We start from the raw sequence: 26,713 nt of genomic DNA on the forward strand, positions 1-26,713 counted from the left end.
CGCTGTAGGGACAGTACGTCCCCCTGAAAGACCGATGAGCGATACCCTCCGCGACCAACTGCTGGGCCTGGGCTTCAAGCCCGCCCCCAAGCCCGAACGCAAGCCCGACGCGCGCAAGCCCGGCCCTCGGCCGCCTGGCAAGGATGGACCGCCGCCGCGCGCCGGGCATGGCGGCAAGCCGCGCCCGTCCCAAGGGCAAGGGCAAGGGCAAGGGCGAGGTCAGGGTCAGGGCCAGGGGCGCAAACCGCGCTCGCAGGAAGACATCGACCTGGCGAAGGCGTACGCCATCCGTGCGCAGCGCGAGAAGGACGAGCGCATCGAAGCCGAGCGCGTGAAACAGGAAGAAGCGCGCCTGCGTCGCGAAGCGAAAGCCAAGCTCGAGGAGTTCCTCAAGGACAAGGCGTTGAACGACGCCGAGGCAGACATCGCGCGGCACTTCCCGTACGGCGGCAAGATCAAGCGGATCTACGTCAATGCGGACCAGTTGAAGGCGCTCAATGCCGGCGAGCTGGGCGTGGTGCAGCAGAACGGGCGCTATCTGCTCGTCACCTCCGTCGTGCTGATCGAGGCCGAAGCGATCTTCGCGCCCGCCGTGGCCCTGAGGGTCGATCCGAACGCACCCGCCGGGGAAGATCCCTACGCCGATCCGCAGTACCAGGTGCCCGACGACCTGGTGTGGTGAGGGTGTCAGGCGCCGCTTGAACCTGGGCGAACGGCTGGACGGACCAGCCATCGCCACACGATCACCGCGGCGAGCAAGGCGATCACGGACGACGCCATGAAGGCCGTTTCGCCGCCGAAGCGCCACAGTTGGCCGGCGAGCAGGGCGCCGCAGACGCCACCGACGCCCGACGACAGGCCGTAGAACACACCCTGGCCATGGCCGTTGAGGCGGCCGGGGAAGAAGCGCACCAGCAATTGCATCGCGGCCGCGAAGAACGCGCCGAAGTTCAGCGCGTGGGTCAGCTGCGCCAGCACCATCACCGGCGTGTTGTCGGGGAACAGCGCCGTCACCAGCCAGCGGACGGAGGCGCTGAGCAAGGCCAGCATCAGTACGCGCGTGGCATCCCAGCGGCGGAAGATCCGGCTGGAGAGGAAGAACACCACGATCTCCGCCAGTACGCCCACCGTCCACAGCACGCCCTGCGTGCCGGTGCTGTAGCCGTGTTCGGACAGGTAGATCGAGAAGAACGTGTAGAACGGCCCGAACGAGATCTGGGTGAGGAAGGCCGCAACGAAGAACGCGATCACGTGGGGCTGCCGCAGGCGCGCGCGGAAGCCGTCTTCCGCAGCGGCCCGCGGGGCCTCCGGCTCATGCGCGTAGCGGTTGGCCAGCGCGGAGCCGAGCACCGCCGTTAGCACCGGCAGCATCAGCCAGGGCAGGGCGCCGACGCCCAGTCGGCGGGCGTCGATCAGCCAGCCGAACGAGGCGACGACCACGATGAAACCGATCGACCCCCAGACCCGGATCAATCCGTACCGATCGCTGCGCGTCGCCAGGTGCGACATCGTGATCGATTCGAACTGCGGCATGACCGCGTTGTAGGCGAAGCAGAACGCCGCCATCACCGCGAACAGACCGACGTAACCCCATGGCAGCAGGAACAGGGCGAAACTGCCGACGGCCAGGGCGCACCCAAGGTGCAGCCAGCGGATCGGATGCGGCGAGCGGGCCGCGAGGGTCGTCCACAGCGAGGGCGAGACGATGCGCGTGGCGTACCACAGGCTCATCAGCACGCTGATCGCGGTCACGCCCAGCCCGCGCGACTCCAGGTACAGGCTCCAGTACGGCGTGAACGCGCCGAGCGTGGCGTAGTAGAAGAAATAGAAGCTGGACAGCCGGGCCGCGGGATATCCCGATGCGTGCGTCGACGCGCTCACGGCGCGCGCCCCCTCATCGCCACGAGGGGCGCCATCAGGACCGGGCGGAGTGGAAGAGGCGACGTCACGGCGGGACCACGAGACAGGTGGCGCATTCTAGCCGGGAGCGTGGCCTCACTCGGGATCGTAGTCCAGGTTCGACGCCAGCCAGCGCTCGACCTGGGCGACGTCCACGCCCTTGCGCCGGGCGTAGTCGGCCACCTGTTCCTTGGACACGCGGCCGACGACGAAGTACTGGCTCTGCGGATGGCTGAAGTAGTAGCCGGACACCGCCGCGGTGGGCAGCATCGCGAAGCTCTCCGTCAGCGACATGCCGGCGTGGTTGCCGGCATCGAGCAGGCGGAACAGCGTACCCTTCTCACTGTGTTCGGGGCAGGCCGGGTAGCCGGGTGCGGGACGGATGCCGACGTACTTCTCCGCGATCAGCGCTTCATTGTCGAGGGTTTCGTCGGTGACATAGCCCCAGAACTCGGTACGCACGCGCTGGTGCAGGCGCTCGGCCAACGCTTCGGCCAGGCGATCGGCGAGGGCCTTCAGCAGGATCGCGTTGTAGTCGTCGTGGTCGGCCTCGAAGCGCGCGACGTGCGCGTCGATGCCGATGCCGGCGGTGACGGCGAATCCACCGATCCAGTCCTGGCGGCCCGACGCCTTCGGTGCGATGAAATCGGCGAGGCAGAAGTCCGGGCGTTCCACCGGCTTGTCCACCTGCTGGCGCAGGAAGTGCAGGCGTTCGGTGCGGCCGTCGTGCGTGAGTTCGACATCGTCACCCACGCTGTTGGCGGGCCACAGCCCGAACACGGCCTTGGCGGTCAGCCACTTGTCCGAGACGATCCGCTCCAGCATCGTCCGCGCATCGCGATAGAGCTCGCTGGCCTGGGGGCCGACCACCTCGTCGGTCAAGATGGCCGGGAACTTGCCCGCCAGTTCCCAGGCCTGGAAGAACGGCGTCCAGTCGATGCACTCGACCAGCTCCGCCAGCGGATAGTCGTCGAACACGTGCAGGCCGGGCTGGCGGGGGGCGGGCGGCGCATAGTCGGCCCAGCCGCCTTCGAATTTCTGGCCGCGCGCCTTCTCCAGCGACACCAGCCGCTTGGCGTCGCCGCGGTTCCTGTGGCGTTCGCGGATCTCGGCGTAGTCGGCGTCGTTGGCCGCGACGAAGGCCGCGCGCATGTCGCGGGAGATCAGTGACTGGGCGACACCGACAGCGCGCGAGGCGTCCTTCACCCATACGGTGGGCGCCGTGTAGTGCGGGTCGATCTTCAGCGCCGTGTGCGCGCGCGACGTGGTCGCTCCGCCGATCAGCAACGGGGTGTCGAAGCCTTGGCGCTGCATCTCGCGCGCTACATGGGTCATCTCTTCCAGCGACGGCGTGATCAGGCCGGACAGGCCGATCAGGTCGGCGTTTTCCGCGCGGGCGGTGTCCAGGATCTTCTGCGTGGGCACCATCACGCCCAGGTCGACGACATCGAAGTTGTTGCAGGCCAGGACCACGCCGACGATGTTCTTGCCGATATCGTGCACGTCGCCCTTGACCGTGGCCATGACGATCTTGCCGTTGGATTTGCCGACATCGCCGGTGCGCAGCTTTTCTTCTTCGATGAAGGGCAGCAGGTAGGCGACTGCCTTCTTCATGACGCGGGCGGACTTCACCACCTGCGGCAGGAACATCTTGCCGGCGCCGAACAGGTCGCCGACCACGTTCATGCCGTCCATCAACGGTCCCTCGATGACGTCCAGCGGACGCGAGGCCTGCTGGCGGGCTTCCTCGGTGTCGCCGTCGACGAAGGCGTCGATGCCGTGCACCAGCGCGTGCGCCAGCCGCTCGCGCACCGGCTTCTCGCGCCAGGCCAGGTTCTCGACCGGCGCTTCGCCCTTCTTGCCCTTGTAGCGGTCGGCGATCTCCAGCAGCCGCTCGGTGGCGTCCTTGCGCCGGTTGAGGATCACGTCTTCCACGCGCTCGCGCAGGTCCGCGTCCAGGTCGTCGTAGACCGGCAGGCCGCCGGCATTGACGATGCCCATGTCCATGCCCGCCTGGATGGCGTGGTACAGGAACACCGAGTGGATGGCCGCCCGGACCGGTTCGTTGCCGCGGAACGAGAACGACACGTTCGACACACCGCCGGAGACATGGCAGTGCGGCAACGTCTGCTTGATGATCCGGGTGGCTTCGATGAAGTCCACCGCGTAGTTGTCGTGCTCTTCGATGCCGGTGGCGACGGCGAAGATGTTCGGGTCGAAGATGATGTCTTCCGGCGGGAAGCCGACCTCGTCGGTCAGGATGCGGTAGGCGCGGGTGCAGATCTCGACTTTGCGCGCGCAGGTGTCGGCCTGGCCGGTCTCGTCGAAGGCCATGACCACGGCCGCCGCGCCGTAGCGCAGCACCTTGCGGGCATGCTCGATGAAGGCGTCCTCGCCTTCCTTCAGCGAGATCGAGTTGACCACGCCCTTGCCCTGCAGGCACTTCAGGCCGGCCTCGATGACGCTCCACTTGGAGGAGTCCACCATCACCGGGATGCGCGCGATGTCGGGCTCGGACGCGATCAGGTTGAGGAACCGGACCATCGCCTTCTCGGAGTCGATCAGGCCCTCGTCCATGTTCACGTCGAGGATCTGCGCGCCGTTGGCGACCTGCTGGCGCGCCACGTCGACCGCTTCCTCGTAGCGCTCTTCCTTCACCAGCTTGCGGAACTGCGCGCTGCCGGTGACGTTGGTGCGCTCGCCGACGTTGACGAACAGCAGGTCGGGCGTGATGACCAGCGGCTCGAGGCCGGACAGGCGGGTGTGGCGGACGGGGGCGCTCACGCGGCCTGCTCCAGGGTTGCGGCCAGGCGGCGTGGCGGCAGGCCGGCGACGGCGTCGGCGATCGCCTTGATGTGCGCTGGCGTGGTGCCGCAGCAGCCGCCGACGAGGTTGAGCAGGCCGGATTGGGCGAACTCCTTCAGCGTGGCGGCCATCTCTTCCGGCGTCTCGTCGTATTCGCCGAATGCGTTTGGCAGGCCGGCGTTCGGGTGCGCGCTGACATAGGCGTCGGCGACGGTCGCCAGCGTATCGACATGCTCACGCAGGTCTTTCGCGCCGAGGGCACAGTTCAGGCCGACCGACAGCGGGCGGCTGTGCGCGACGGAGGTGTAGAAGGCTTCCGCGGTCTGGCCGGAAAGCGTGCGGCCGGACGCATCGGTGATGGTGCCGGAGATCATGATGGGCAAACGGCCGCCACGGGTGTCGAAGACTTCCTCGATGGCGTAGAGGGCCGCCTTCGCGTTGAGCGTGTCGAAGATCGTTTCCACCATCAGCGTATCGGCGCCGCCGTCGATCAGGCCTTCGATGGCCTCCCGGTAGGTGCCGCGCAGTTCGTCGAAGCTGGTGTTGCGGAAGCCGGGGTCGTTGACGTCGGGACTGATGGACGCGGTGCGGCTGGTCGGGCCGAGCACGCCGATGACGAAGCGCGGCTTGTCCGGTGTCCTGGCCTCGGCGGCGTCGCAGCATTCGCGCGCGACGCGGGCGCCGGCCTTGTTGAGCTCGTACACCAGGTGCTCCAGGCGGTAGTCCGCCTGGCTGACCGAGGTGGCGTTGAAAGTGTTGGTTTCCACCAGGTCCGCGCCGGCCTCCAGGTAGGCGCTGTGCACGCCGGCGATCACTTCGGGCTTGGTCAGCAGCAACAGGTCGTTGTTGCCCTTCAGGTCGTGGTCGCAGCCGGGGCCATGTTCGTGCGCGTGCTGCGTGTCGCAGCCGGCGGCGAAGCGTTCGCCGCGGTAGTCGGCTTCCTGCAGGCCGTGGCGCTGGATCATCGTGCCCATCGCGCCGTCAATGATCAGGATGCGTTCTTCCAGTGCCTTCAGCAGCAGCGCGGCACGGGGGGGATTCAACCAGGGAAGGGTGTTCATGGCTTCTGGGCGGTCAGCGACAGTACTTCGAAATGGGGCGGGCGGCGTTCACGGGTGACGGTCTCGGCATTGGCGATCCCCAACCCGGCCTTCTCGGCGAACTTGCGCAGTTCCTTTTCCGAGAAACCCAGGTTGACGTGGCCGTAGGCTTCCACCACGGAACGGTGTTCGTGCTTGGCCAGGCTGCTGAGGAGCAGGCGGCCGCCGCGGCGCAGCACGCGCGCGGCTTCCGCCACGGCCTGCGCCGGCTTGGTGGAGTAGGTCAGCGCATGCATCAGCACGACCAGGTCGAAACTGGCGTCCTTGAACGGCAGCGCATGCATGTCCCCTTCCCGCACTTCCACATTGGGGAAGCGGCGCAGGCGCTCGCCAGCGGCCGCGACCACGCGGGTGCTGGTGTCGATGCAGATATAGCGGTTGGCGTGCGGCGAGAGCAGCTCCGCCAGCACGCCGTCGCCGGAGGCGATGTCGAGGACGTCGCCGGTCTCCAGCAGGGGCAGGGCGGTGCGGGCCAGCGCCTCCCAGGTCCGGCCGGGCGAGTAGTGGCGCTCCATGTCGCCGGCCACGCTGTCCGCCCAGTTCTGGTCCGCGGCCCGGTTGGCGAGCACGCTGGCCACGCGCTCGGCGTCCTGGCGCAGCAGCGGATCGTCGCTGCCGTCGCGCAGGCTGCGCCAGAGTTCGCGCTGGACCGTGTCCAGGTTGTCCTCGTCGAAACGGTAGTACGCCGATACGCCGGCGCGGCGGTCCCGCACCAGGCCGGCTTCCTTCAGCTTGGCCAGGTGGGTGGATACGCGCGGCTGCGCCAGCTGGGTGATGGCGGACAGCTCGGCCACGGTCAGCTCCTCGCGCGCCAGCAGGGCCAGCAGGCGGACACGGGTGGCGTCGGCGAAGACCTTCAGCCGGGTGGACCAGGCTTCCAGATCCATAAATATCTTCCTATCGCGATATAGAGATATTTTGAAGCTCCCCCGTGGGCCGGGTCAACCCTCGGCATACGGCCGCGGATGGTCGCGGGTTACAATTGGTATTCAACGTTAGTTTGCCGAGGGGTAGCCGTGGATTTCGCGTTTAACGAAGAGCAGTTGATGATCCAGGACGTCGCGCGCCGGATCGCCCAGGAGAAGATCGCCCCCAGCGCGGAGCACCACGACAAGACGGGCGAGTTCCCGCTGGAGAACATCCGCCTGCTCGGCGAGAACGGCCTGATGGGCATTGAGGTGCCGGCCGAGTACGGCGGCGCGGGCATGGATCCGATCGCCTACGTGCTGGCGATGATCGAGATCGCCGCCGGCGATGCGGCCCACTCGACCATCGTGTCGGTGAACAACTCGCTGTTCTGCAACGGCATCCTGACCTTCGGTACCGAGGCGCAGAAGCAGAAGTACGTGCGCGCCATCGCCGAGGGCAGCGAGATCGGCGCGTTCGCGCTGACCGAGCCGCAGTCCGGCTCCGATGCCACCGCGATGCGCTGCCGCGCCGTGAAGCAGGCCGACGGCAGCTTCGTCGTCAACGGCAAGAAGAGCTGGATCACCTCGGGCCCGGTGGCCAAGTACATCGTGCTGTTCGCGATGAGCGAACCGGACAAGGGCGCGCGCGGCATCACCGCCTTCATGATCGACACCACCCAGCCGGGTTTCCACCGCGGCAAGACCGAGCCGAAGCTCGGCATCCGCGCCTCGGCCACCTGCGAGATCGAGTTCACCGACTATGTGGTGCGTCCGGAAGACGTGCTGGGCAAGGAAGGCGAGGGCTTCAAGATCGCCATGAGCGTGCTGGACGCCGGCCGCATCGGCATCGCCAGCCAGGCCATCGGCATCGCGCGTGCCGCGTACGAGGCCACGATCGCCTACGTGAAAGAGCGCAAGGCGTTCGGCGCGGCGATCGGCACCTTCCAGATGACCCAGGCCAAGATCGCGGACATGAAATGCAAGCTGGACGCGGCCACGTTGCTGACGCTGCGCGCGGCCTGGGTGAAGGGGCAGGGCCAGCGTTTCAGCAACGAAGCGGCCATCGCCAAGCTGACCGCGTCGGAAGCCGCCATGTGGATTACCCATCAGGCGCTGCAGATCCATGGCGGCATGGGCTACTCGAAGGAAATGCCGATCGAGCGCTACTTCCGCGACGCCAAGATCACCGAGATCTATGAGGGCACCAGCGAGATCCAGCGCCTGGTGATCGCCCGCAACGAGACCGGCCTGCGCTGAGTTCCGCCGTCGCGCCGTCCAGCGAAGACGCCGCCGCGAGGCGGCGTTCTCCGTTTCGGGACACCGCACGCAGGACCCCCGTCTTTGGTCATGGGACCACCGGGGCGACGGTCGGCTAGAGTGGCCTGATGCGGGGGTCCGTCCCCGTTTTCCTCCTGGAGATCCCGATGCGCAAAACCCTGATCGTCTGTGCCCTGACGCTGGCCCTGGCCGCCTGCGACAAGGGGAACGCCCCGGCCGCCGGTGGCGCCGATGCCGCCACCCCGGTGGCGTCCGCCGCCGACATCGCCGCCGAAAGCAAGCGACTGAACGAGTGGTTCGACAAGAAGTACGAGGAACAACTGAAGTTCAGCCCGATCCAGCTGACGTTCCAGGGCCGCAAGGATCTGTACGACCAGGTGGACGACATGTCCGAGCAGGCGTCGCGCGACCAGGTCGCCTGGCAGAAGGCCAGCGTGGAGGAAATGGAGAAATCCTTCGCCTACGCCAAGCTCGACGACGAGACGAAGCTGTCCTACGACCTGTGGAAGCTGCAGTACGAGAACGCCCGTGACGGCCTGCCGTTCATGGTCGACGGTTATGCGTTCGACCAGATGAATGGCGCGCAGGGCTTCTGGCCGACGTTCCTGATCAGCTTCCACAAGGTGGAGGAGGAATCCGATTACACCGCCTACATCAAGCGCATCAGCGAGACCGGTCGCGCCTTCGACCAACTGCTCGAGCGTGCCCGCGCTTCGGCCGCTCAGGGCATCCGTCCGCCCAAGTTCGCCTACGAGGGCGTGATCGACCAGGCGAAGAAGGTCGTCACTGGCGCGCCGTTCTCGGCCGGCGCGGACGCGGCGATCTGGGCCGATGCCCAATCCAAGGCGGACGAACTGGTGAAGGCGGGCAAGATCGATGCCGCGCGCGCCACCACGCTGAAGGACGAAGCGCGCAAGGCGCTGCTGGAGCAATTCAAGCCGGCGTACGACCGCGTGATCGCATGGAGCGAGGAAGAGCTGCCGAAGGCCGCGGTCAACGCGACGGGCGTGGGCGCCACGCATCCGAACGGCAAGGCGTACTACGAGTACCAGTTGCGCCAGATGACGACCACCGGGATGACAGCGGAGGAGATCCACGCGCTGGGCCTGAAGGAAGTGGAGCGCATCAAGGGCGAAATGACCGCCTTGAAGGACAAGGTCGGCTTCAAGGGCGACCTGGACGCGTTCTTCGCCTTCATCGATACCGACAATCAGTTCAAGTACCCGAACACCGATGCCGGCCGCCAGGCCTATATCGACGATGCCACCCGCGCGATCGAGAACATCAAGAAGGTCCTGCCGGAATACTTCGGCCTGCTGCCGAAGGCGGACCTGGTGGTCAAGCGCGTCGAAGCCTTCCGTGAGCAGGACGGTGCCGCACAGCACTATTACCCGGGTACGCCGGACGGTTCGCGTCCCGGCGTCTACTACGCGCACCTGTCCGACATGAACGCGATGCCGAAGCCGGAACTGGAAGTCATCGCGTACCACGAGGGCATCCCCGGCCACCACATGCAGATCTCGATCGCCCAGGAACTGACGGCCGTGCCGAAGTTCCGCACCCAGTACAACACCACCGCCTATGCCGAGGGCTGGGGCCTGTACGCGGAGTGGCTGGCGAAGGAAATGCCGGGCACCTACCAGGATCCGTATTCGGAGTTCGGCCGCCTGAGCTCGGAAATGTGGCGCGCGATCCGCCTGGTGGTGGACACGGGCCTGCATGCGAAGGGCTGGACGGAGCAGCAGGCCGTGGAGTATTTCGACGCCAACAGCGCCGTGCCGCGCGCGGCGATCGAATCCGAGGTGAAGCGCTATCTGATCATGCCGGGCCAGGCCACCGGCTACAAAGTGGGCATGATCAGGATCCAGGCGCTGCGCAAGAAGGCCGAAACCGAACTGGGCGACAAGTTCGACATCAAGGGCTTCCACGACACCGTGCTGGGCGGCGGCGCACTGCCGCTGACGCTGCTGGAACGGCGCGTGGACCAGTGGATCGCGAAGGAGAAGGCCAAGCAGGCCTGAGGCATTCCTTGGTGCAACACCGAGAACCCCGGCTTCGGCCGGGGTTCTTGTTTGTGCGATCAGTGCGGCGTCGTCAACAGATCGATGTGCCCGGGGAGCCAGGCATCGAACGTCGATGGCGCGCGGCCGGTGAGCGTGGCGAACTCGTCCGTCACGTCGCCCAGGTCGCCCGCGGCGGTCGCGACATCGAACGAAGTGAAGACATCCGCCAGCACCGGCGGGAAGCCATGCCCGCGCAGCCCCTCGGCCAGCTGTTCCGGCGTGACGCCGACCACGGACAGCGGCTTGCCCGTGGCCGCCACGACCTTCTCAGCGATATCGCGAGCGGTCAGCGCCTGTGTGCCGGTCAACGTATAGACCCGGTTGTCCGCATGGGTCGAGGCCAGGGCGGTGGCGGCGGCCAGCGCGAGATCATCCCGGGCGATATAGGCGATGCCGCCTTCGCCGGCGGCCGTGACCCATTGGCCGGAGGCGAGCGCCGACGGCAGCGTATAGACCAGGTTCTCGGCGTACCAGGCGTTGCGCAGCGCCGTCCAGGCGAGCCCGGACGCCGCCAGCGCCTGCTCGGTGCCGAGATGGTCGGGCGCGAACGACACATGCGAGGTGTCGGGTGATGGCAGCGAGGTGTAGACGACATGCGTGACCCCGGCATCGACCGCCGCCTGTACGGCCGTGCGGTGCTGTACCAGGCGCTTGCCCGGCTCCAGCAGCGCGTCAGTGCTCACCAGCAGCACGCGGTCGGCGCCGCGGAAGGCCGCGGCAAGCGTATCGGGCCGGTCGAAGTCGGCCGCCCGGACGGTCACGCCTAGAGCGGCGAGATCGGCGAGGGTCTCCGGTTTCCGGCTGGTGGCGATGATGCGGGTCGGCGACACCTGGAGGGTGTCCAGCAGGTGGCGCACGACGGCGCGGCCGAGCTGGCCGGAGGCGCCGGTGACTAGGAGGGTGGGGGCAGACATGGGAGCTCCTTGGCTTGGTAACGGAAAGGACATTGGTTACCCTATGGTAGTAATGGCGTCCGCACCCACAAGCAGGGCGTTGGAAGTAACCCGGTTACTGCGCGGTAACCGATGCCGGAGCCCGACCATGACCCTGCACCGCCAATCCCTGATCCTTGTCGAGAACTGCCCGATCCGCGACGTGCTGGACCGCCTCGGCGACCGCTGGACGGTGCTCGTCCTGCACGAACTGGCGATGGGAACGCTGCGTTTCTCCGAGATCCGCAAGCGCGTGGCCGACATCTCGCCGCGCATGCTGGCGCAGACGCTGCGCCACCTGGAGCAGGACGGCCTGGTCAGCCGCACGGTATTCCCGACCGTGCCGCCACGGGTCGACTATGCGCTGACTTCGCTGGGTGCATCGTTCTTCGAGCGCGTGGAGATGCTGGCGGAATGGGCGTCCGATCATCACGACGAGGTCCGTGCCGCACGCAAGGCCTACGTGGCCCCGGCCGCCAACGCGCCCAAGTAGGCCCCAGAAAAAAGCCCCGGCTGACCGGGGCTCTTTTCTTTCGCTCGCGCCGCGGCTCAGTGGCCGCCGGCAGGCTCCGCCGGCAGCGTGCCGTCGGCGTCGCGTGCCTGTTCGCCGTCGCGGTCGTGCGCATGGTCGCGGGCCAGGTACAGGTAGAACGCCGGCAGCACGAACAGGGTGAACATCGTGCCGATCGTCATGCCCGAGGCGATCACCACGCCCATCGAGAAGCGCGAGGCCGCGCCCGGGCCGCTGGCGATCAGCAGCGGGATCATGGCGAACACTAGGGCGGCGGTCGTCATCAGCACCGGGCGCAGGCGGATGGCCGCGGCTTCCTCGATGGCCTCCCGCTTGGACAGGCCGCGCTCGACCTGCAGCTTGTTGGCGAACTCCACGATCAGGATGCCGTGCTTGGAGATCACGCCGACCAGCGTCACCAGGCCTACCTGGGTGTAGATGTTGATGCTCATGCCGGGGAAGGCTTCGATCTGCATCAACCCCAGAATGCCGCTGAGCAGCGCCAGCGCGTTGAGTGTCAGCAAGGCACCGCAGATCGCCATCGGCACGGTGAGCAGCATGATCAACGCATCGCGGAAGCTCTCGAACTGCGCCGACAGCACCAGGAAGATCACGATCAGCGCCAACGCCAGCGTCACCAGCATCGCCGCGCCTTCCTGCTTGAACTGGCGCGACTCGCCGGCGTAGTCCACCGAATAGCCCTGCGGCAGGATCTCCTTGGCGGCCTGGTCGAGGATGGCCAGCGCCTCGCCCTTGCTGACGCCGGGGCGGGGGGCGAAGGTGATCGATACCGCGTTCAACTGCTGGAAGCGCTTGAGCGACTGCGGCTGCGCGCTTTCCTTCAGCGTCACGATGGTCGAGAGCGGGATCAGCTCGCCGTCGCGGGTGCGGGTGTAGTAATTCTCCAGGTCGCTGGCATTGAGACGGTCGCTGCGCTGCACCTGGGGGATCACCAGGTACGAGCGGTTCTGCATCGCGAAGCGGTTGGTGTAACCGCCGGACAGCATCGCCGCCATGTCGGCCGCCAGCGTGCGCATGTCGATGCCCAGGGTGGCCGCCTTGTCGCGGTCGATGTTCACCTCGATGCGTGGCTTGTCGATCTTCAGGTCCTTGTCGAGGAAGATGAAGCGCTTGCTCTCCATCGCCTTCATCAGGATCTGGTCGGCCAGTTCGGCCAGCTGGCTGAGTTCGCCGACGCCGCCGATGACGAACTCGCCACCGCCGCCATCGCCGCCCGCGCTCGGGAGCGAAGGCGGTACCAGGGCGAAGATGTTCAGGCCACTGACCTGGCTCATTTTCGGCTGGAGCTCCTGCTGGAGCACGGCGTTCGTCGAGCGGTCGCGTTCGCTCCACGGCTTCAGCACGAAGCCGGCCATGGCCATGGGACTGGCGCCGCCGCCGCTGCCGCCGAAGCCGCCGTTGAACAGGAAGTAGTCCTGCACTTCCGGTACGCCCTTGGCGATCGAGGTGACTTCCTCGGTGTAGCGCTCCACATAGTCCAGGGTGGAGTAGGGGTCGGCGCTGGCGACCGAGAAGATGAAGCCCTCGTCTTCCAGCGGCGCGGGTTCCTTCGGCGCGGTGATGTACAGGAACACGCACGACACCAGCACCAGCAGGCCGAGCACGCCGATCACCGACTTGGTTTCCAGCGTGCCGTGCAGGCGTCGCTGGTAACCGGCGTTGAGCCTTTCGAAACGCGTGTCCAGCCACTTCTCCAGCTTGCCCTTGCCGCCCTCGCTATGCGGCTTGAGCAGCTTGGCGCACATCATCGGGCTGAGGGTCAGCGCGATCACGCCGGAGAGCAACACCGCGCCGGCGAGGGTGAAGGCGAATTCGGTGAACAGCACCCCGGTCAGGCCGCCCTGGAAGCCGATAGGCAGGTAGACCGCCACCAGCGTGGTGGTCATCGCCACGACCGGCCAGGCGAGCTCGCGCGCGCCCTTGATCGCCGCATCGTAGGGCGACATGCCTTCCTCGATGTGGCGATGGATGTTCTCCAGCACGATGATCGCGTCGTCGACCACGATGCCGATCGCCAGCACCATCGCCAGCAGGGTCAGCAGGTTGATGGTGAAGCCCATCAGCAGCATCAGGAACAGCGCGCCCACCAGCGACAGCGGCACCGTCACGGCCGGGATCAGCACGCTGCGCAGAGAACCCAGGAACAGGAAGATCACCACGATCACGATGATCACCGCCTCCACGATCGTGCTGACCACCTCGTCGATCGCGTCCTGGATCTGCTCGGTGCTGTCGTAGGGGATGGTCGCCTTAATGCCCTCGGGCAGTTGCGGCACGATCTCGTTGTCCCACAGCGTGCGCACGTTCTTGATGACGTCCAGCGAGTTCGCGTCGGGCGACACGAAGATGCCCATGAACGTCGCGGCCTCGCCGTTGATGCGGACCGAGGTGCCGTAGCTTTCCGAACCCAGCTGCACGTCGGCCACGTCGCCGAGACGGACGATGGCGCCGTTCTGTTCGCGGATGATCAGCTGGCGGAATTCGTCGGCGTTGCGCAGGTCCGTGCGTGCCGTCATGTCGATGGCGACCATCTGGCCCTTGGTCGAACCCACCGCGGCCAGCACGTTGTTCGAAGACAAGGCCGTGGAGACATCGCTGGCGGTCACCTGCAGCGCCGTCATGCGGTCCGGTTTCAGCCAGATGCGCATGGCGAAGGTGCCGGCACCGAGGATGTCGGCACGCTGCACGCCCGACACGGTGACCAGCTTGGGCTGGACCACGCGGGTCAGGTAGTCGGTAATCTGGTTGTTGTCCAGGGTTTCGCTGGCGAAGGACACGTACATCGCCGCGATCTGCTGGCCCTGCTGCAGGTCGATCACCGGGTCTTCCGACTCCGGCGGCAACTGGCCGCGCATCTTGTTGACCTTGGCGGCGATCTGGGTGAGCGCTTCGTTCGGGTCCTGGTCCAGGCGGATGTAGGCCTGGATCTGGCTGACGCCGGCCGAGCTGGTCGAACTGAGGTACTCGATGCCCTCGGCGCTGGCCACCTCGCGCTCCAGCGGCGTGGTGATGAAGCCCTGGATCAGGTCGGCATCGGCGCCGTAGTACACGGTGCTGATGTTGATCACGGCGTTGCGCAGTTCGGGGTACTGGCGGACGTTCAACTCGGTGAACGAACGCAGGCCGAACAGCAGGATGAACAGGCTGACGACGATCGCCAGCACCGGTTTGTTGATGAAGATGTCGGTGAATTTCATGCCGGGCGCTCCGTCAGCGGTTCTCGGGCTTCGGCTGGGCCTCGGTCACCGGCTGCACCTTGTTGTTCACCACCACTTCGGCATCGTTGCGCAGCTTGAGCAGGCCCGTGGTCGCCACGCGCTCGCCGGGCTTCAGGCCCTCGGTGACCGCGATCAGGTCGCCGCGGGTGGCGCCCGTCTTCACGAAGCGCTGGCGCACCACCAGCTTCTTGCCGGTCAGCGGGTTGCCCTGCATGTCCTTCTCGCCTTCGGCGCGCTGTACTTCCTGGATCACGTACACGGCGTTGCCGTACGGGTTGAAGCTGATCGCGGTCTGCGGCACCACCACGACCTTGCGGCTGTCGCCGGTGTCGAAGCCGACGTGCGCGAACGCACCCGGGCGCAGGTTGTATTCGCCGTTGTCCAGCGTGGCCTGCACCTTGAAGTTGCGGGTGGCTGCATCGACCTGCGGTTCGACGGCGGTCACCTTGCCTTCGAAGACCTGGCCCGGTAGCGCGTCGACGGTGGCGCGGATGGCCGTGCCCGGCAGCACCTGGCCGACCTGGCGCTCGGGCAGGGTGAAGTCGAGGTAGATGGGGTCCAGGGCCTGCAGGCTGACGATGGGATCGCCCGGGTTGATGAACTGGCCCAGGTTGACCTGGCGGATGCCGAGCACGCCGTCGAACGGCGCACGGATGGTCTTCTGCGCGATCAACGCACGCTGCGCCTCGACCTGTGCGAGCGACGTGGCCGCCACTGTGGCGCGCTCCTCGGCCTCGGCCTGCGAGACCAGCTTGTCGCGTGCCAGCGCCTGCCAGCGGTCGCGCTGGACGGCGGCCAGCTTGGACGAGGCTTCCAGCGACTTCAGCACCGCCAGTTCATTGGCCGTGTTGAGCTGGGCCAGCACCGTGCCGGCCTTGACCGGCTTGCCCACGTCGATCGACAGGCTGCGCACGACGCCGCCCGCCTCGGTGGTGACATCCGTGCCGTTGATCGCGACGAACGTACCCACGGCCTGCTGCGCGTCGACCCATTCCTCTTCCTTGGCCGTCCAGTCCGTCACCGTGGAGGCGGGCTGCGGCATGTTGTCGAAGAAGCCGTTCAACAAGTTGCCCATGACCGCCTTGGCGATGAATACGCCACCGAAGACGAGCACCACCGCGATAAGCATGAGGCTCATGCGCAGGGGCGTGGAGGGCTTTTTCCGTGCGTTGGGGTCTTTCCGTGTCATGGGGAGGTCTTCGGCAGGTCAGGGAGGTCGTCAGGGCGACGAACGGGCGGGGGCCGGTTCGACAGCATGAAGCGCCGGATTATCACGGTTTGAGACGCCGGCTAGAAGTGCGGTGCGTTTACCAGGCCTGCCTCGGTGTTCAAGGGGCGGGGCGAGGCCGACCGTCGACACGGCGAAAGCGGTCCATCGCGGTCAGGTACAGGATCGCGATGCCCTCGACACAAAGAAAAAGCCCCGGCAGGGCCGGGGCTTCGTTCCATCCGCAGTGCGCTCAGCGGGACGCCGGCTTGCCCTGTTCCTCCAGGAACTCCTTGGAGGGCTCGTCCATCCTGTCGCCCAGCATGCGCCGCACCGATACGAAGAACACCGGAATCAGCAACAGGCCCAGGAACGTGGCGAACATCATGCCGCCGATGACACCGGTGCCGATGGCGTGGCGGGCATTGGCGCCGGCGCCGGTGGAGATGGCCATCGGCAGCACGCCCATGATGAACGCGAAGGAGGTCATCAGGATCGGGCGGAAGCGCAGGTGCGAGGCCGAGATCACCGCTTCGCGCAGGGTCTTGCCCTGCTTGCGCTCCATCACCGCGAACTCGACGATCAGGATCGCGTTCTTCGCCGCCAGGCCGATGATGGTGATCAGGCCGATCTTGAAGAACAGGTCGTTCGACAGCCCGCGCAGCATGGTGAAGGCCAGGGCGCCCAGGGCGCCGAGCGGCACCACCAGCAGCACGGCGACCGGGATCGACCAGCTTTCGTACAACGCGGCCAGGCAGAGGAACACCACCACGATCGACAGCACCATCAGCAGGGTGGCGCTGTTGCCGGCCAGGATTTCCTGGTACGACATGCCGCTCCAGTCGTAACCGAAGCCCTGCGGAAGCTGGTCGGTGACGATGTGCTCCATCGTGGTCATCGCCTGGCCCGAGGAACTGCCGGGCGCCGCGGAGCCGTTGATGTTCACCGCCGAGTAGCCGTTGTAGCGCGACAGCGACGGCGGCACCGAGGCCCAGTTCGATTGCACCACATTGGAGAGCGGGATCATCGCGCGCCCGCCGCTGGCGTCGGTCTGCTGGCTGCTGGGCGTGTAGATGCGGCCCAGCGATTCCGCACCCGTGCGGTAGGCGGCATCGGCACGCATGTTCACGCGCTTGATGCGGCCCTCATAGAAGAAGTCGTTGACGTACACCGGCGCCAGCATCAGCTGGATGCCGTTGTAGATGTCGCTCACCGACAGGCCCATCGCCTGCGCCTGCACGCGGTCCACGTGCAGTTGCAACTGGGGCGCGTTCTCCAGTGTGTTGGGACGTACGGCCATCAGGCTCTGGTCCTGGGCGGCCGCACCCAGCAGCTGGTTGCGCGCCGCCATCAGGGCTTCCTCGCCCAACCCGGCCCGGTCCTGCAGCCACATGTCGAAGCCGCCGAACTGGCCCAGGCCCTGGATCGTCGGCAGGTTCACCACGAAGATCTGCGCGCCCTTGATGCCGTAGAAGCGCTGGTTGGCCTGCTGGATGAACTCCGGCACGGTGACGTCGCGCTCGTCCCAGGGCTTGAGCCGGATGAAGGCCATGCCGACGTTCTCGCCGCGGCCGAGGAAGCTGAAACCGGCCACTTCCATGACGCCGTCGAAGCCGTCCATCTGCTGCAGCGTGCCGCGGACCTGGTTGAACACCTGCTTGGTCTTCTGCAGCGAGTTGCCGGGCGGCAGCTGCACGATGGCCAGCGCGTAGCCCTGGTCTTCCTCCGGCACGAAGCTGCTCGGCAGCCGGGTGAACATGAAACCCGCCAGGACGGTCAACAACGCGAAGACCACCATCCAGCGAGGCGCGTGCTTGATGGCCGCGCCGATGTGGCCCACGTAGGTCTTCTCGAGCTTGCCGTAGTACTTCTCGAACGTACGGAAGATGATGTTCTTCTTCTCGTGGCTGTCGTGTTCGTGCTGCTTGAGGAAGGTCGCGCACAGCGCCGGCGTGAAGCCCAGCGCCAGGAAGGCAGAGAACGCCATCGAGATGGCGATGGTCAGCGCGAACTGCTTGTAGATCTCGCCCGACGCGCCGCCCTGCAGGGCGGACGGGATGAACACCGCCGCCAGCACCACGGTGATGGCGATCACCGCGCCGGTGATCTGGCCCATCGCCTTGATCGTCGCCTCGCGCGGCGGCAGCTTCTCTTCGGCCATGATGCGTTCGACGTTCTCGATCACCACGATGGCGTCGTCGACCACGATGCCGATGGCGAGCACCAGGGCGAACATCGTCAACTGGTTGATGGTGAAGCCGATCAGGCTCAGGCCCCAGAACGTGCCGAGCAGCGCGACCGGGATGACGAGGGTGGGGATGATGGTGGCGCGGAAGTTCTGCAGGAACACCAGCATCACCAGGAACACCAGGATCACGGCCTCGACCAGCGTCTTGACCACTTCCTCGATCGAGATCTTGACGAAGGTGGTGGTGTCGTACGGCGAGAACCAGCTCACGCCCGGCGGGAAGCTGGGCGCCAGCTCGTCCATCTTCGCGCGCACCGCGTCCGCCACGTTCAGCGCATTGGCGCCCGGCAGCAACTGGATGGCGAAGGCGCCGACCGGCTTGCCGTTGAACTGGGTGTCGAAGCCGAAGTTCTGCGCGCCGAACTCGACCCGGGCCACGTCCTTCAGGCGGACGGTGGAGCCATCGCTGTTGGCGCGCAGGATGATCTGCTCGAACTGCTGGGGCGTCGTGAAGCGGCCCTCGGCGGAGACCGTGGCCGTGAACGCCTGGCCTTCCGGCGCCGGGTCGGAACCGACGGAGCCGGCCGCGAACTGCACGTTCTGGCCACGCACCGCGGTGAGGACTTCGGTGGCCGACAGATTGAAGCCCTGCAGCTTGCCGGGGTCCAGCCACAGGTTCATGGCGTACTCGGAACCGAAGTGCTGGGTACTGCCGACGCCCGGCACGCGCGCGATCTGGTCGAGCACGCGCGATGCGACGATGTCGTTCAGGCGGTTGCGGTCGATGCTCGGGTTGTCGGACTGCAGGCCCACCACCATCAGGAAGCCGGCATTGGCCTTCGCGACCACGACGCCTTGCGCGGTGACTTCGCTGGGCAGGCGGGGCGTGGCCAGCGACACCTTGTTCTGCACCTGCACCTGCGCGATGTCCGCGTCGGTGCCGGTCTGGAAGGTCAGGGTGATCGACGCCTGGCCGGCCGAACTGGAGCTCGAACTGAAGTACAGCAGGTTGTCGATGCCGGTCAGTTGCTGCTCGATGACCTGGGTGACGGACCGCTCGGTGGTCTCCGCGCTGGCGCCGGGATAGGTCGCGCTGACCGTCACCTGCGGCGGCGCGATGGACGGATAGGATTCGACGCCGAGGTTGAGGATCGCGATCACGCCGGCGAGCGAGATCAGGATCGACACGACCCAGGCGAAGATCGGGTGGTTGATGAAGAACTTGGGCATGGGGGAGGGTCCTTCTTACTCGGCCTTGCCTTGCGCCGGCGCGGGCTTGGCCTGCGCGGCCTTGGCAGCGGCCGCCTGTTCGGCGGTGACGCCCTTGGCCGGCGCGCCTTCCTTGACCTTCTGCAGGCCTTCGACGATGACCTGGTCGCCGGCCGCGAGGCCGTCGGTGACCAGCCAGTTCGCGCCGACGGCCTGCTGCGTGCTGACGTTCTTGCGCGCCACGTTGCCGTCCTTGCCGATGACCATCGCGTAGGCGCTGACCGTATCGCGCTGGATCGCGCCCTGCGGGATCAGGAACGCGCCCTTCTGCTCGCCCAGCGTCGCGCGCAGGGTGACGAACGTGCCGGGCAGCAGTGTGCGGCCCTGGTTCGGCACGGTCGCGCGCAGCGACACGCTGCCGGTGGCCGGATCGACGACGGTGTCCGAGAAATCCAGCGTGCCGGTCTGGTCGATGACCTGGCCGTTCGGCAGCACGATCTGCACCGTGCGCTGGCCGGCGCCGGCCAGTTCGATCTTGCCCTCGCCCTGGGCCTGCTGGATCGACTGCATTTCGCTGGAGCTCATCGAGAAGTTGGCGTACAGCGGATCGATCTGGTCGATCGTGGTCAGCAGCGTGGCGTCGCCCTGGCCGACCAAAGCGCCCTCGGTGACCTGCTGCTTGCCCGCGCGGCCGGAGATCGGCGCGGTGACGCTGGCGTAGCCCAGGTTGATGCGCGCGGTCTCGACATTGGCGCGGGCCTGCTGCACGGCCGCGGCCGCGCTGCGTTCGGCGGCTTCGGCGTTGTCGAGGTCGGACTTGGACACGAACTTCTGCGGTGCCAGCTGGCGGGCGCGGTCGGCGGACACCTTCGCATTGGCGTAGGTCGCCTGCGCCGACGCCAGGTTCGCCTGTGCCGCGCTCAACGACGCCTGCAGCGGCGCCGGGTCGATCAGGAAGAGCACCTGGCCTTCCTTGACGTCGCTGCCTTCCTGGTACACGCGCTTCTGCACGACGCCGGCCACGCGGGCCCGCACGTCGGAGCTGCGGAAGGGCGACAGGCGGCCGACGAGGTCGCGCTGCAGGGGCACATCCTGCGGCGTGGCGCTCAGCACCACCACCTCCGGCGGCGGCATCTGCTGCTGTTCGGGCTTGCTGCAGGCGGCGAGGACTGCGAGCAGGGCACTGGCCAGGACGAGGGAACGGACGGGGGACGTCATGGGGAAGCTCCGTTTCTTTTTCTTTGAGACGTGGGGAGAGGGTGCAGCGAGCGGATGCGGCGGCCGGGGCCGGCGGCTGGCGGGACGGGTTCGCCGTCGTCGCGGGAAGGAGCGAACGCGCGCAGGAAGGTGTCCACGGCGAACATGGACCATCGCTGGCGCGCCTGGCGGCCGGCGCGATGGGGGACGCCGAAGCGTTGGCGCTCGAAATCCATCCCGACGATCATGCTGAGCAGCAACTCCGCGGCGTAGTGCGGATCGTCATGCCTCAACCGGCCCTGGTCCATGGCGTGTTGCAGCCAGGCGGCGAGGCGCTGTACGAGAGTATCGCAGGCGTCGCGGTACAGGTCGCGCGCTTCCTGCGGAAATTGGTGCGCTTCTGCCGCCAGCAGCTGGCTGGCGGCGACCACGGACGGATCGCACAGGTGGCGCAGGTGTTCCTCGGCGAAGGCCAGCAGCGCCTCGCGCGGCGCCTCGGTCGCCGGCGACAGCCGTGCGGTGGCCAGTTCCTGGTGTTCGGCGATCACGCTGCGCAACAGTTCCTGCTTGCTGCCGAAGTGCGCGTAGAGCGTCTGCTTCGAACACCCGGCGCGCGCCGCGACGGCGTCCATGCTGATGCGGAAGCCCTGCTCGGCCATGAGTTCGCGCACGGCCTCGTGGACGCGGCTGCGACGCTGATCGAGCGCGGACGTAGTGGGGGAGGGGCGCATGCGGACTAGACTATACCGTCCAGTTTAAAAATTTGACAGCCTTGATTTCAGGGCATTTCCGTGCACAAAGCAGGCGCGCGAGCTTGTTATCGGCGCGTGACGAACCGCGTGTGCTTCCATGCGCCTGCGCATGGTGGCCGGCGCGGCATCGGCCTTGCGGCATCCGTGCATGAGCGCGCTCCCAAACAAATTCGGCATGCGTTTGCAAGCGAAGCTTATGTGGCCGCGCAGCAAGTCTTGTCATGGCGGCGAGGGATACAATGACCATTCGACTACCAATCGTTGAGCCACTCCCTGCATGAACGCTGCACGCAGCCCGAAAAAAGCCTCGAAACAGACGTCAAAACCGGAAGCCTCCAAGGCCACCAAGTCGGTGACCCCGAAGGCGACCCCCACCAAGAAGGTGGCGGCCCGACCGGTGCAGGCGGCGAAGGCCGCGAAGGGCAAGGCAGTGGCGACCACGACGGGCGAAGCGTTCTCGCTGTCGCCGATCCTGGCGGCGATCCGCAAGCGCGTGTCCGGCGCCGCTGCGCAGACGGAAGCGCAGACCTTCGCCGAAGCGTTCTACAAGCGCATGGAGGAGGACGAGTATCCCCATCACAGCGCTGAAGGCTGGGCGGCCATCGCCACCGACATGCTCGCGTTCGCGCGTACCCGCAAGGCGGGCACCGCGAATGTCCGCGTGTTCAATGCCTCGCAGAAGTCGCATGGCTGGGAATCGCCGCACACCGTGCTGCAGATCGTCAACGAGGACATGCCGTTCCTGGTGGACTCGGTGAGCATGGCGTTGGCCGACATGAGCGTCGGCGTGCACGTCCTGGGCCATCCGCTGGTGCGCTTCACCCGCGACAAGGCCGGCAAGGTCTCCGCCGTGGGCGAGGGCAAGCCCGAGTCGCTGATGCTGCTGGAGATCGACCGCCTGCCTGCGGAAGAGATGGCGCAGATCGAGAAGCGCATCCGCTCCGTGCTGGAAGAAGTGCGTTCGATCGTCCGCGACTGGAGCTCGATGCGCGAGAAAATGCTGGCGCTGGCCGACGACCTCGCGACCCGCCGCATGCCGGTGGACGACGACGGCCGCCGCGAGGCGCAGGAGTTCCTGCGCTGGGCCGCCGCCGACCATTTCACCTTCTTCGGCTACCGCGAGTACCGCGTGGAGAAGGGCACCGGCATCCTCGGCGCGGTCGAGGACAGCGGCCTGGGCCTGCTGCGCGAGGGCGACACCACGCCGCCGCGCAACATCAAGACCCTGGCCGCGCACTACCTGCCGCAGGGCGGCTCGGTGGATGCGCTGATCCTGACCAAGACCAACCGCCGGTCCACTGTGCACCGTCCGGGCAACATGGACTACATCGGCGTGCTCGAGTTCGACGCGCAGGGCAACCCGATCGCCGAACAGCGCTTCATCGGCCTGTACACCTCCAGCGCCTACAACCGCCGCCCCTGGGAAATCCCGCTGGTGCGCGAGCGCCACGAGTACGTGATGCAGAAGTCCGGGCTGTCGCCCAGCGGCCACAGCGGCAAGGCGCTGCGCCACATCCTGGAGACGCTGCCGCGCGAGGAGCTGTTCCAGTCCAGCGACGAGGAGCTGTACCGCACCGCGATGGGCATCCTCGGCCTGCAGGAGCGCGTGCGCAGCAAGCTGTTCCTGCGCCGCGACCGTTACGGTCGCTTCTACTCGGCGCTGGTCTACATCCCGCGCGAACGTTTCAACACCGACGTGCGCCTGCGCATCGAGTCCCTGTTGAAGGACGCCATGCGCGGCGAGTACGTCGACAGCAGCGTGCTGCTCGGCGAGTCGCCGCTGGCGCAGCTGCACCTGACCATCCGCCCGAAGGCCGGTGAGCAGGTCGACGTGAACACCGCCGCGCTCGAGGGCGACATCGCCCACCTGCTGCGCAACTGGCAGGACGACCTGCGAGAGACCCTGATCGGCCGCCACGGCGAATCCAAGGGACTTCTGCTGGCAGGCGGCTACGGCCGTGCGTTGCCGGCGGGGTACATCGAAGTGGTGTCGCCGGAAGGCGCTGCGCGCGATGTCGAACACCTGGCCGCGCTGACCGGCGTCGACGACCTGCGCCTGAGTCTGCACGAGTCGCGCCGCAAGCGTCCCGGGCAGGGCCGCCTGCGCCTGAACCTGTACAAGCAGGAATCCGACATTCCGCTGTCCGACGCCCTGCCGCTGATGGAGAACATGGGCCTGCGGGTGATCTCGGAGCATCCGTTCCGCCTCGAGACCGGACAAGGCGCCCGTTATATCCAGGAGTTCGAGGTCGAGCCGGTCAACGGTGCGTTCGATGTCGAGCGCCTCGCGCCCGCGTTCGAGGACGCCTTCGCGCGCATCTGGCGCGGGGACGCCGAGAACGACGGCTTCAACAAGCTGGTGCTGGGCGCCGGCCTGGCCTGGCGCCAGGTCGCGCTGCTGCGAGGCTATTGCAAATACCTGTTGCAGACCGGCGTGCCGTTCTCGCAGAGCTACGTCGAAGAAACGCTCAACCGCTACCCGCTGCTCGCCCGCTTGCTGGTGGAGCTGTTCGAGGCCCGCTTCGATCCGGCGACGGGCAGCGAGAGCAAGGCGCAGATCAAGGAGGGCCAGGAGCACTTCGCCGCGCAGCTGAAGGCGCTGGCCGGCGACGACGAAGCCGCGGCGAAGACGCTGGCGGTGTTGGTCGATGCCCGCGGCGGTGCGCGCGAGCAGCAGATCGACGCCGCGCACCAGTCGCTGCTGAAGCTGATGGACCGCGTGTCCAGTCTGGACGAAGACCGCATCCTGCGCGGCTTCATGGGCGCGATCGAAGCCACGCTGCGCACGAGCTTCTACCAGCGCGGCAAGGACGGCCAGCCGGCCCACACCATCAGCTTCAAGTTCGATTCGGCGAAAGTGCCGGACCTGCCCAAGCCCCGTCCGTACCGCGAGATCTTCGTGTACGGCCCACGCGTGGAAGGCGTGCACCTGCGCTTCGGCCCGGTGGCCCGTGGCGGCCTGCGCTGGTCCGACCGCCGCGAGGATTTCCGTACCGAAGTGCTCGGCCTGGTGAAGGCGCAGATGGTGAAGAACACCGTCATCGTCCCGGTCGGCGCGAAGGGCGGCTTCTTCGTCAAGCGTCCGCCCGTGGGCGGCGACCGCGACGCCGTGCTGGCCGAGGGCATCGCCTGCTACAAGCTGTTCATCCAGGGCTTGCTGGACATCACCGACAACATCGTCGGCAACAAGATCGTGCCGCCGGTGGACGTGGTGCGCCACGACCAGGACGACCCGTACCTGGTCGTCGCCGCGGACAAGGGCACGGCGACGTTCTCCGACATCGCCAATGGCCTGGCCATCGCGCATGGCTTCTGGATGGGCGACGCATTCGCCTCCGGCGGTTCGGTGGGCTACGACCACAAGGGCATGGGCATCACCGCCCGCGGCGCGTGGGAATCGGTCAAGCGCCACTTCCGCGCCCTGGGCCGCGATTCGCAGACGCAGGACTTCACCTGCGTGGGCATCGGCGACATGTCCGGCGACGTGTTCGGCAACGGCATGCTGCTGTCGGAACATATCCGTCTGCTGGCCGCGTTCGACCACCGCCACATCTTCCTGGATCCGAACCCGGACGCGGCGAAGTCGTTCAAGGAACGCGACCGCATGTTCAAGGTGCCGCGTTCCAGTTGGGCGGACTACGACGCCAAGCTGATTTCCAAGGGTGGTGGTATCCATCCGCGCAGCGCGAAGTCCATCGAGATCACGCCGGAAGTCCGTGCCGCGCTCGGCATCGCCGATGGCGTGAAGGCGATGACGCCCAACGAGCTGATGAGCGCCATCCTGAAGTCGCCGGTCGACCTGCTGTGGAACGGCGGCATCGGCACCTACGTCAAGGCCGCCGGCGAGACGCATGCCGACGTGGGCGACCGCGCCAACAACGGGCTGCGCGTCGACGGCCGCGCCCTGCGCTGCAAGGTGGTGGGCGAGGGCGGCAACCTGGGCCTGACCCAGCTCGGCCGCATCGAGGCCGCGCAGCACGGCGTGTTGCTCAACACCGACTTCATCGACAACTCCGCCGGCGTGGACACCTCCGACCACGAGGTGAACATCAAGATCCTGCTAAATGGGGTGGTGCAGGCCAAGAAGCTGTCGATGGATGCCCGCAACACGCTGCTGGCCGACATGACGGACGAAGTGGCCGAGCTGGTGCTGTGGGACAACTACCGCCAGAACCAGGCCATCAGCCTGATGGAGCGCATGAGCGTCTCGCGCCTGGGCTCCAAGCAGCACTTCATCCAGACACTTGAATCGCAGGGCCTGCTGGACCGCCAGATCGAGTTCCTGCCGTCGGATGCCGAGCTGGCCGAGCGCAAGGCGCGCGGGCAGGGCCTGACCCGTCCGGAACTGTCGGTGCTGCTGTCGTACTCCAAACTGGTGGCGTTCCAGCAATTGCTGGAATCGGACATCCCCGAGGATCCGTACCTGTCCAAGGAGCTGCAGCGCTACTTCCCGCAGCCGCTGCAGAAGAAGTACGCCTCGGAGATGGAGAAGCACCGCCTGAAGCGCGAGATCATCGCCACCGCGGTCACCAACACCACCATCAACCGGATGGGCGCCACCTTCCTGCTGCGCATGCAGGAAGACACCGGCCGTTCGCCGGCGGAAGTGGCCAAGGCCTTCACGATCACCCGCGAGACGCTGGATGCCCGCGCGTTGTGGAACCAGATCGACGCGCTGGATGGCCAGGTGCCGGAATCGGTGCAGATCGATGCCCTGCAGGTCATCTGGCAGGTGCAGCGCAACTTCACCCGCTGGCTGCTGACCCGCCAGGGGCCGATCCCGGCGATCGCCACGGCGGTGGAGCGCTACCACGACGGCTTCAACGAGATCCGTGCGGCCGACGGCGTGCTGCCGGATTCGCTGCGCCCGGCATACAACGCCAGCCTGCAGGACTGGAAGGACAAGGGTCTGCCGGTCGCGCTGGCCGGCCAGATCGCGGCGCTGCCGTATCTGGAACCGTCCTGCGACATCATCGAACTGGCGCGTGCGCGCAAGCTCAAGCCGGTCGAAGTGTCCAAGGTCCACTACCGCTTGGGCGAAGCCCTGCACTTGCCGTGGCTGCAGGACCAGATCGAGGCGCTCAAGGTCGACGGTCGCTGGCATGCGGTCGCACGTGGCGTGCTGCGCGATGAGCTCGCCGCGCACCAGCGCACCCTGGCCAATCAGGTGCTGTCGCTGCCGGGCGGCAATGCCGATGCCAAGGTCCAGGCCTGGCTGGGCCGCGATGACGCGGGCCTGCGCTTCACGCTGAACATGCTCAACGAGCTGGCAGCGCAGAAGACGCTGGACTACCCGACCGCGTCGGTGGCCGTGCAGCGCTTGGGCCAGCTGGCGTCGCAGGGCTGAGCATCGCCTGAGACATGAAACGGGGCGGCCTTCGGGCCGCCTTTTTTATGTACGCTGTGCAGGCCCGACGATGGAGCC

At 66.9% G+C, this 26,713-nt stretch carries 14 protein-coding genes and 1 pseudogene; 5 read left to right on the forward strand and 10 right to left on the reverse strand.

Features of this window, described 5'->3' with window-relative positions:
• Positions 1-34 precede the first annotated feature (34 nt).
• Positions 35-682, forward strand: a complete 648-nt coding sequence (locus tag BLT45_RS09345) for a DUF2058 domain-containing protein (protein WP_093297818.1) — start codon at positions 35-37, stop codon at positions 680-682.
• A 5-nt stretch (positions 683-687) separates the two neighbouring features.
• Here BLT45_RS09345 and BLT45_RS09350 read toward each other — a convergent pair whose 3' ends face one another.
• The 4 genes from BLT45_RS09350 to BLT45_RS09365 form a co-directional block, all read right to left on the reverse strand.
• On the reverse strand, positions 688-1,881 hold the full coding sequence (locus BLT45_RS09350) for an MFS transporter (protein ID WP_093297821.1): 1,194 nt from the start codon (positions 1,879-1,881) through the stop codon (positions 688-690).
• 114 nt (positions 1,882-1,995) lie between these two features.
• The gene (gene metH, locus BLT45_RS09355) at positions 1,996-4,683 is read right to left on the reverse strand and encodes a methionine synthase (protein WP_093297824.1); all 2,688 of its coding nucleotides are present in this window, start codon (positions 4,681-4,683) and stop codon (positions 1,996-1,998) included.
• Positions 4,680-5,765 carry a homocysteine S-methyltransferase family protein gene (locus BLT45_RS09360; protein ID WP_093297827.1) on the reverse strand — a complete coding sequence of 362 codons (1,086 nt, stop codon included), beginning with the start codon at positions 5,763-5,765 and terminating at the stop codon, positions 4,680-4,682. Before BLT45_RS09360 ends, metH begins: the two co-directional genes overlap by 4 nt.
• A complete protein-coding gene (locus BLT45_RS09365; RefSeq protein WP_093297831.1) occupies positions 5,762-6,691 on the reverse strand; it encodes an ArsR/SmtB family transcription factor in 930 nt (309 codons plus the stop codon). Before BLT45_RS09365 ends, BLT45_RS09360 begins: the two co-directional genes overlap by 4 nt.
• A gap of 129 nt (positions 6,692-6,820) precedes the next feature.
• Here BLT45_RS09365 and BLT45_RS09370 point away from each other — a divergent pair, with 129 nt between their 5' ends.
• Together BLT45_RS09370 and BLT45_RS09375 are read left to right on the forward strand one after the other, a co-directional pair.
• The gene (locus BLT45_RS09370; RefSeq protein WP_093297834.1) at positions 6,821-7,969 is read left to right on the forward strand and encodes an acyl-CoA dehydrogenase family protein; all 1,149 of its coding nucleotides are present in this window, start codon (positions 6,821-6,823) and stop codon (positions 7,967-7,969) included.
• Positions 7,970-8,136: 167 nt separating this feature from the next.
• Complete coding sequence (locus BLT45_RS09375) at positions 8,137-10,011, forward strand: DUF885 domain-containing protein (RefSeq protein ID WP_093297837.1); 1,875 nt, start codon at positions 8,137-8,139, stop codon at positions 10,009-10,011.
• A gap of 59 nt (positions 10,012-10,070) precedes the next feature.
• Here the strand turns inward: BLT45_RS09375 and BLT45_RS09380 are convergent, their stop codons facing one another.
• Entirely contained in the window at positions 10,071-10,967 is an 897-nt protein-coding gene (locus BLT45_RS09380; RefSeq protein WP_093297840.1) for an SDR family oxidoreductase, read from the reverse strand.
• Positions 10,968-11,094: 127 nt separating this feature from the next.
• Between BLT45_RS09380 and BLT45_RS09385 the strand changes: the two genes are divergently transcribed.
• Positions 11,095-11,478 (forward strand): winged helix-turn-helix transcriptional regulator, encoded by a 384-nt coding sequence (locus BLT45_RS09385; RefSeq protein WP_093297843.1) that lies wholly within the window; start codon positions 11,095-11,097, stop codon positions 11,476-11,478.
• Between the two features lie 56 nt (positions 11,479-11,534).
• Here BLT45_RS09385 and BLT45_RS09390 read toward each other — a convergent pair whose 3' ends face one another.
• The 5 genes and pseudogenes from BLT45_RS09390 to BLT45_RS09410 all read right to left on the reverse strand — a co-directional run.
• Complete coding sequence (locus BLT45_RS09390) at positions 11,535-14,714, reverse strand: efflux RND transporter permease subunit (RefSeq protein ID WP_093297845.1); 3,180 nt, start codon at positions 14,712-14,714, stop codon at positions 11,535-11,537.
• Between the two features lie 13 nt (positions 14,715-14,727).
• Positions 14,728-15,873, reverse strand: a complete 1,146-nt coding sequence (locus BLT45_RS09395) for an efflux RND transporter periplasmic adaptor subunit (protein ID WP_217629540.1) — start codon at positions 15,871-15,873, stop codon at positions 14,728-14,730.
• Between the two features lie 322 nt (positions 15,874-16,195).
• Complete coding sequence (locus BLT45_RS09400) at positions 16,196-19,360, reverse strand: efflux RND transporter permease subunit (protein ID WP_093297851.1); 3,165 nt, start codon at positions 19,358-19,360, stop codon at positions 16,196-16,198.
• Between the two features lie 15 nt (positions 19,361-19,375).
• Entirely contained in the window at positions 19,376-20,557 is a 1,182-nt protein-coding gene (locus BLT45_RS09405) for an efflux RND transporter periplasmic adaptor subunit (RefSeq protein WP_093297854.1), read from the reverse strand.
• 104 nt (positions 20,558-20,661) lie between these two features.
• Positions 20,662-21,267: pseudogene (locus tag BLT45_RS09410) on the reverse strand (TetR/AcrR family transcriptional regulator); the annotation flags it as partial.
• Between the two features lie 298 nt (positions 21,268-21,565).
• On the opposite strand from BLT45_RS09410, the gene BLT45_RS09415 reads away from it, so the two are divergent.
• Entirely contained in the window at positions 21,566-26,635 is a 5,070-nt protein-coding gene (locus tag BLT45_RS09415; protein WP_093297859.1) for an NAD-glutamate dehydrogenase, read from the forward strand.
• The last annotated feature ends 78 nt before the right edge of the window (positions 26,636-26,713 follow it).

It is taken from the genome of Pseudoxanthomonas sp. CF385 (assembly GCF_900104255.1).
Lineage (GTDB): Bacteria > Pseudomonadota > Gammaproteobacteria > Xanthomonadales > Xanthomonadaceae > Pseudoxanthomonas_A.

Excerpts from the sequence above, each read along its gene's own strand:
- BLT45_RS09345 (WP_093297818.1), top strand. The coding sequence starts at position 35 with ATGAGCGATACCCTCCGCGACCAACTGCTGGGCCTGGGCTTCAAGCCC.
- BLT45_RS09360 (WP_093297827.1), bottom strand. The coding sequence starts at position 5,765 with ATGAACACCCTTCCCTGGTTGAATCCCCCCCGTGCCGCGCTGCTGCTG.
- BLT45_RS09365 (WP_093297831.1), bottom strand. The coding sequence starts at position 6,691 with ATGGATCTGGAAGCCTGGTCCACCCGGCTGAAGGTCTTCGCCGACGCC.
- BLT45_RS09375 (WP_093297837.1), top strand. The coding sequence starts at position 8,137 with ATGCGCAAAACCCTGATCGTCTGTGCCCTGACGCTGGCCCTGGCCGCC.
- BLT45_RS09380 (WP_093297840.1), bottom strand. The coding sequence starts at position 10,967 with ATGTCTGCCCCCACCCTCCTAGTCACCGGCGCCTCCGGCCAGCTCGGC.
- BLT45_RS09385 (WP_093297843.1), top strand. The coding sequence starts at position 11,095 with ATGACCCTGCACCGCCAATCCCTGATCCTTGTCGAGAACTGCCCGATC.
- BLT45_RS09390 (WP_093297845.1), bottom strand. The coding sequence starts at position 14,714 with ATGAAATTCACCGACATCTTCATCAACAAACCGGTGCTGGCGATCGTC.
- BLT45_RS09395 (WP_217629540.1), bottom strand. The coding sequence starts at position 15,873 with ATGAGCCTCATGCTTATCGCGGTGGTGCTCGTCTTCGGTGGCGTATTC.
- BLT45_RS09400 (WP_093297851.1), bottom strand. The coding sequence starts at position 19,360 with ATGCCCAAGTTCTTCATCAACCACCCGATCTTCGCCTGGGTCGTGTCG.
- BLT45_RS09405 (WP_093297854.1), bottom strand. The coding sequence starts at position 20,557 with ATGACGTCCCCCGTCCGTTCCCTCGTCCTGGCCAGTGCCCTGCTCGCA.
- BLT45_RS09415 (WP_093297859.1), top strand. The coding sequence starts at position 21,566 with ATGAACGCTGCACGCAGCCCGAAAAAAGCCTCGAAACAGACGTCAAAA.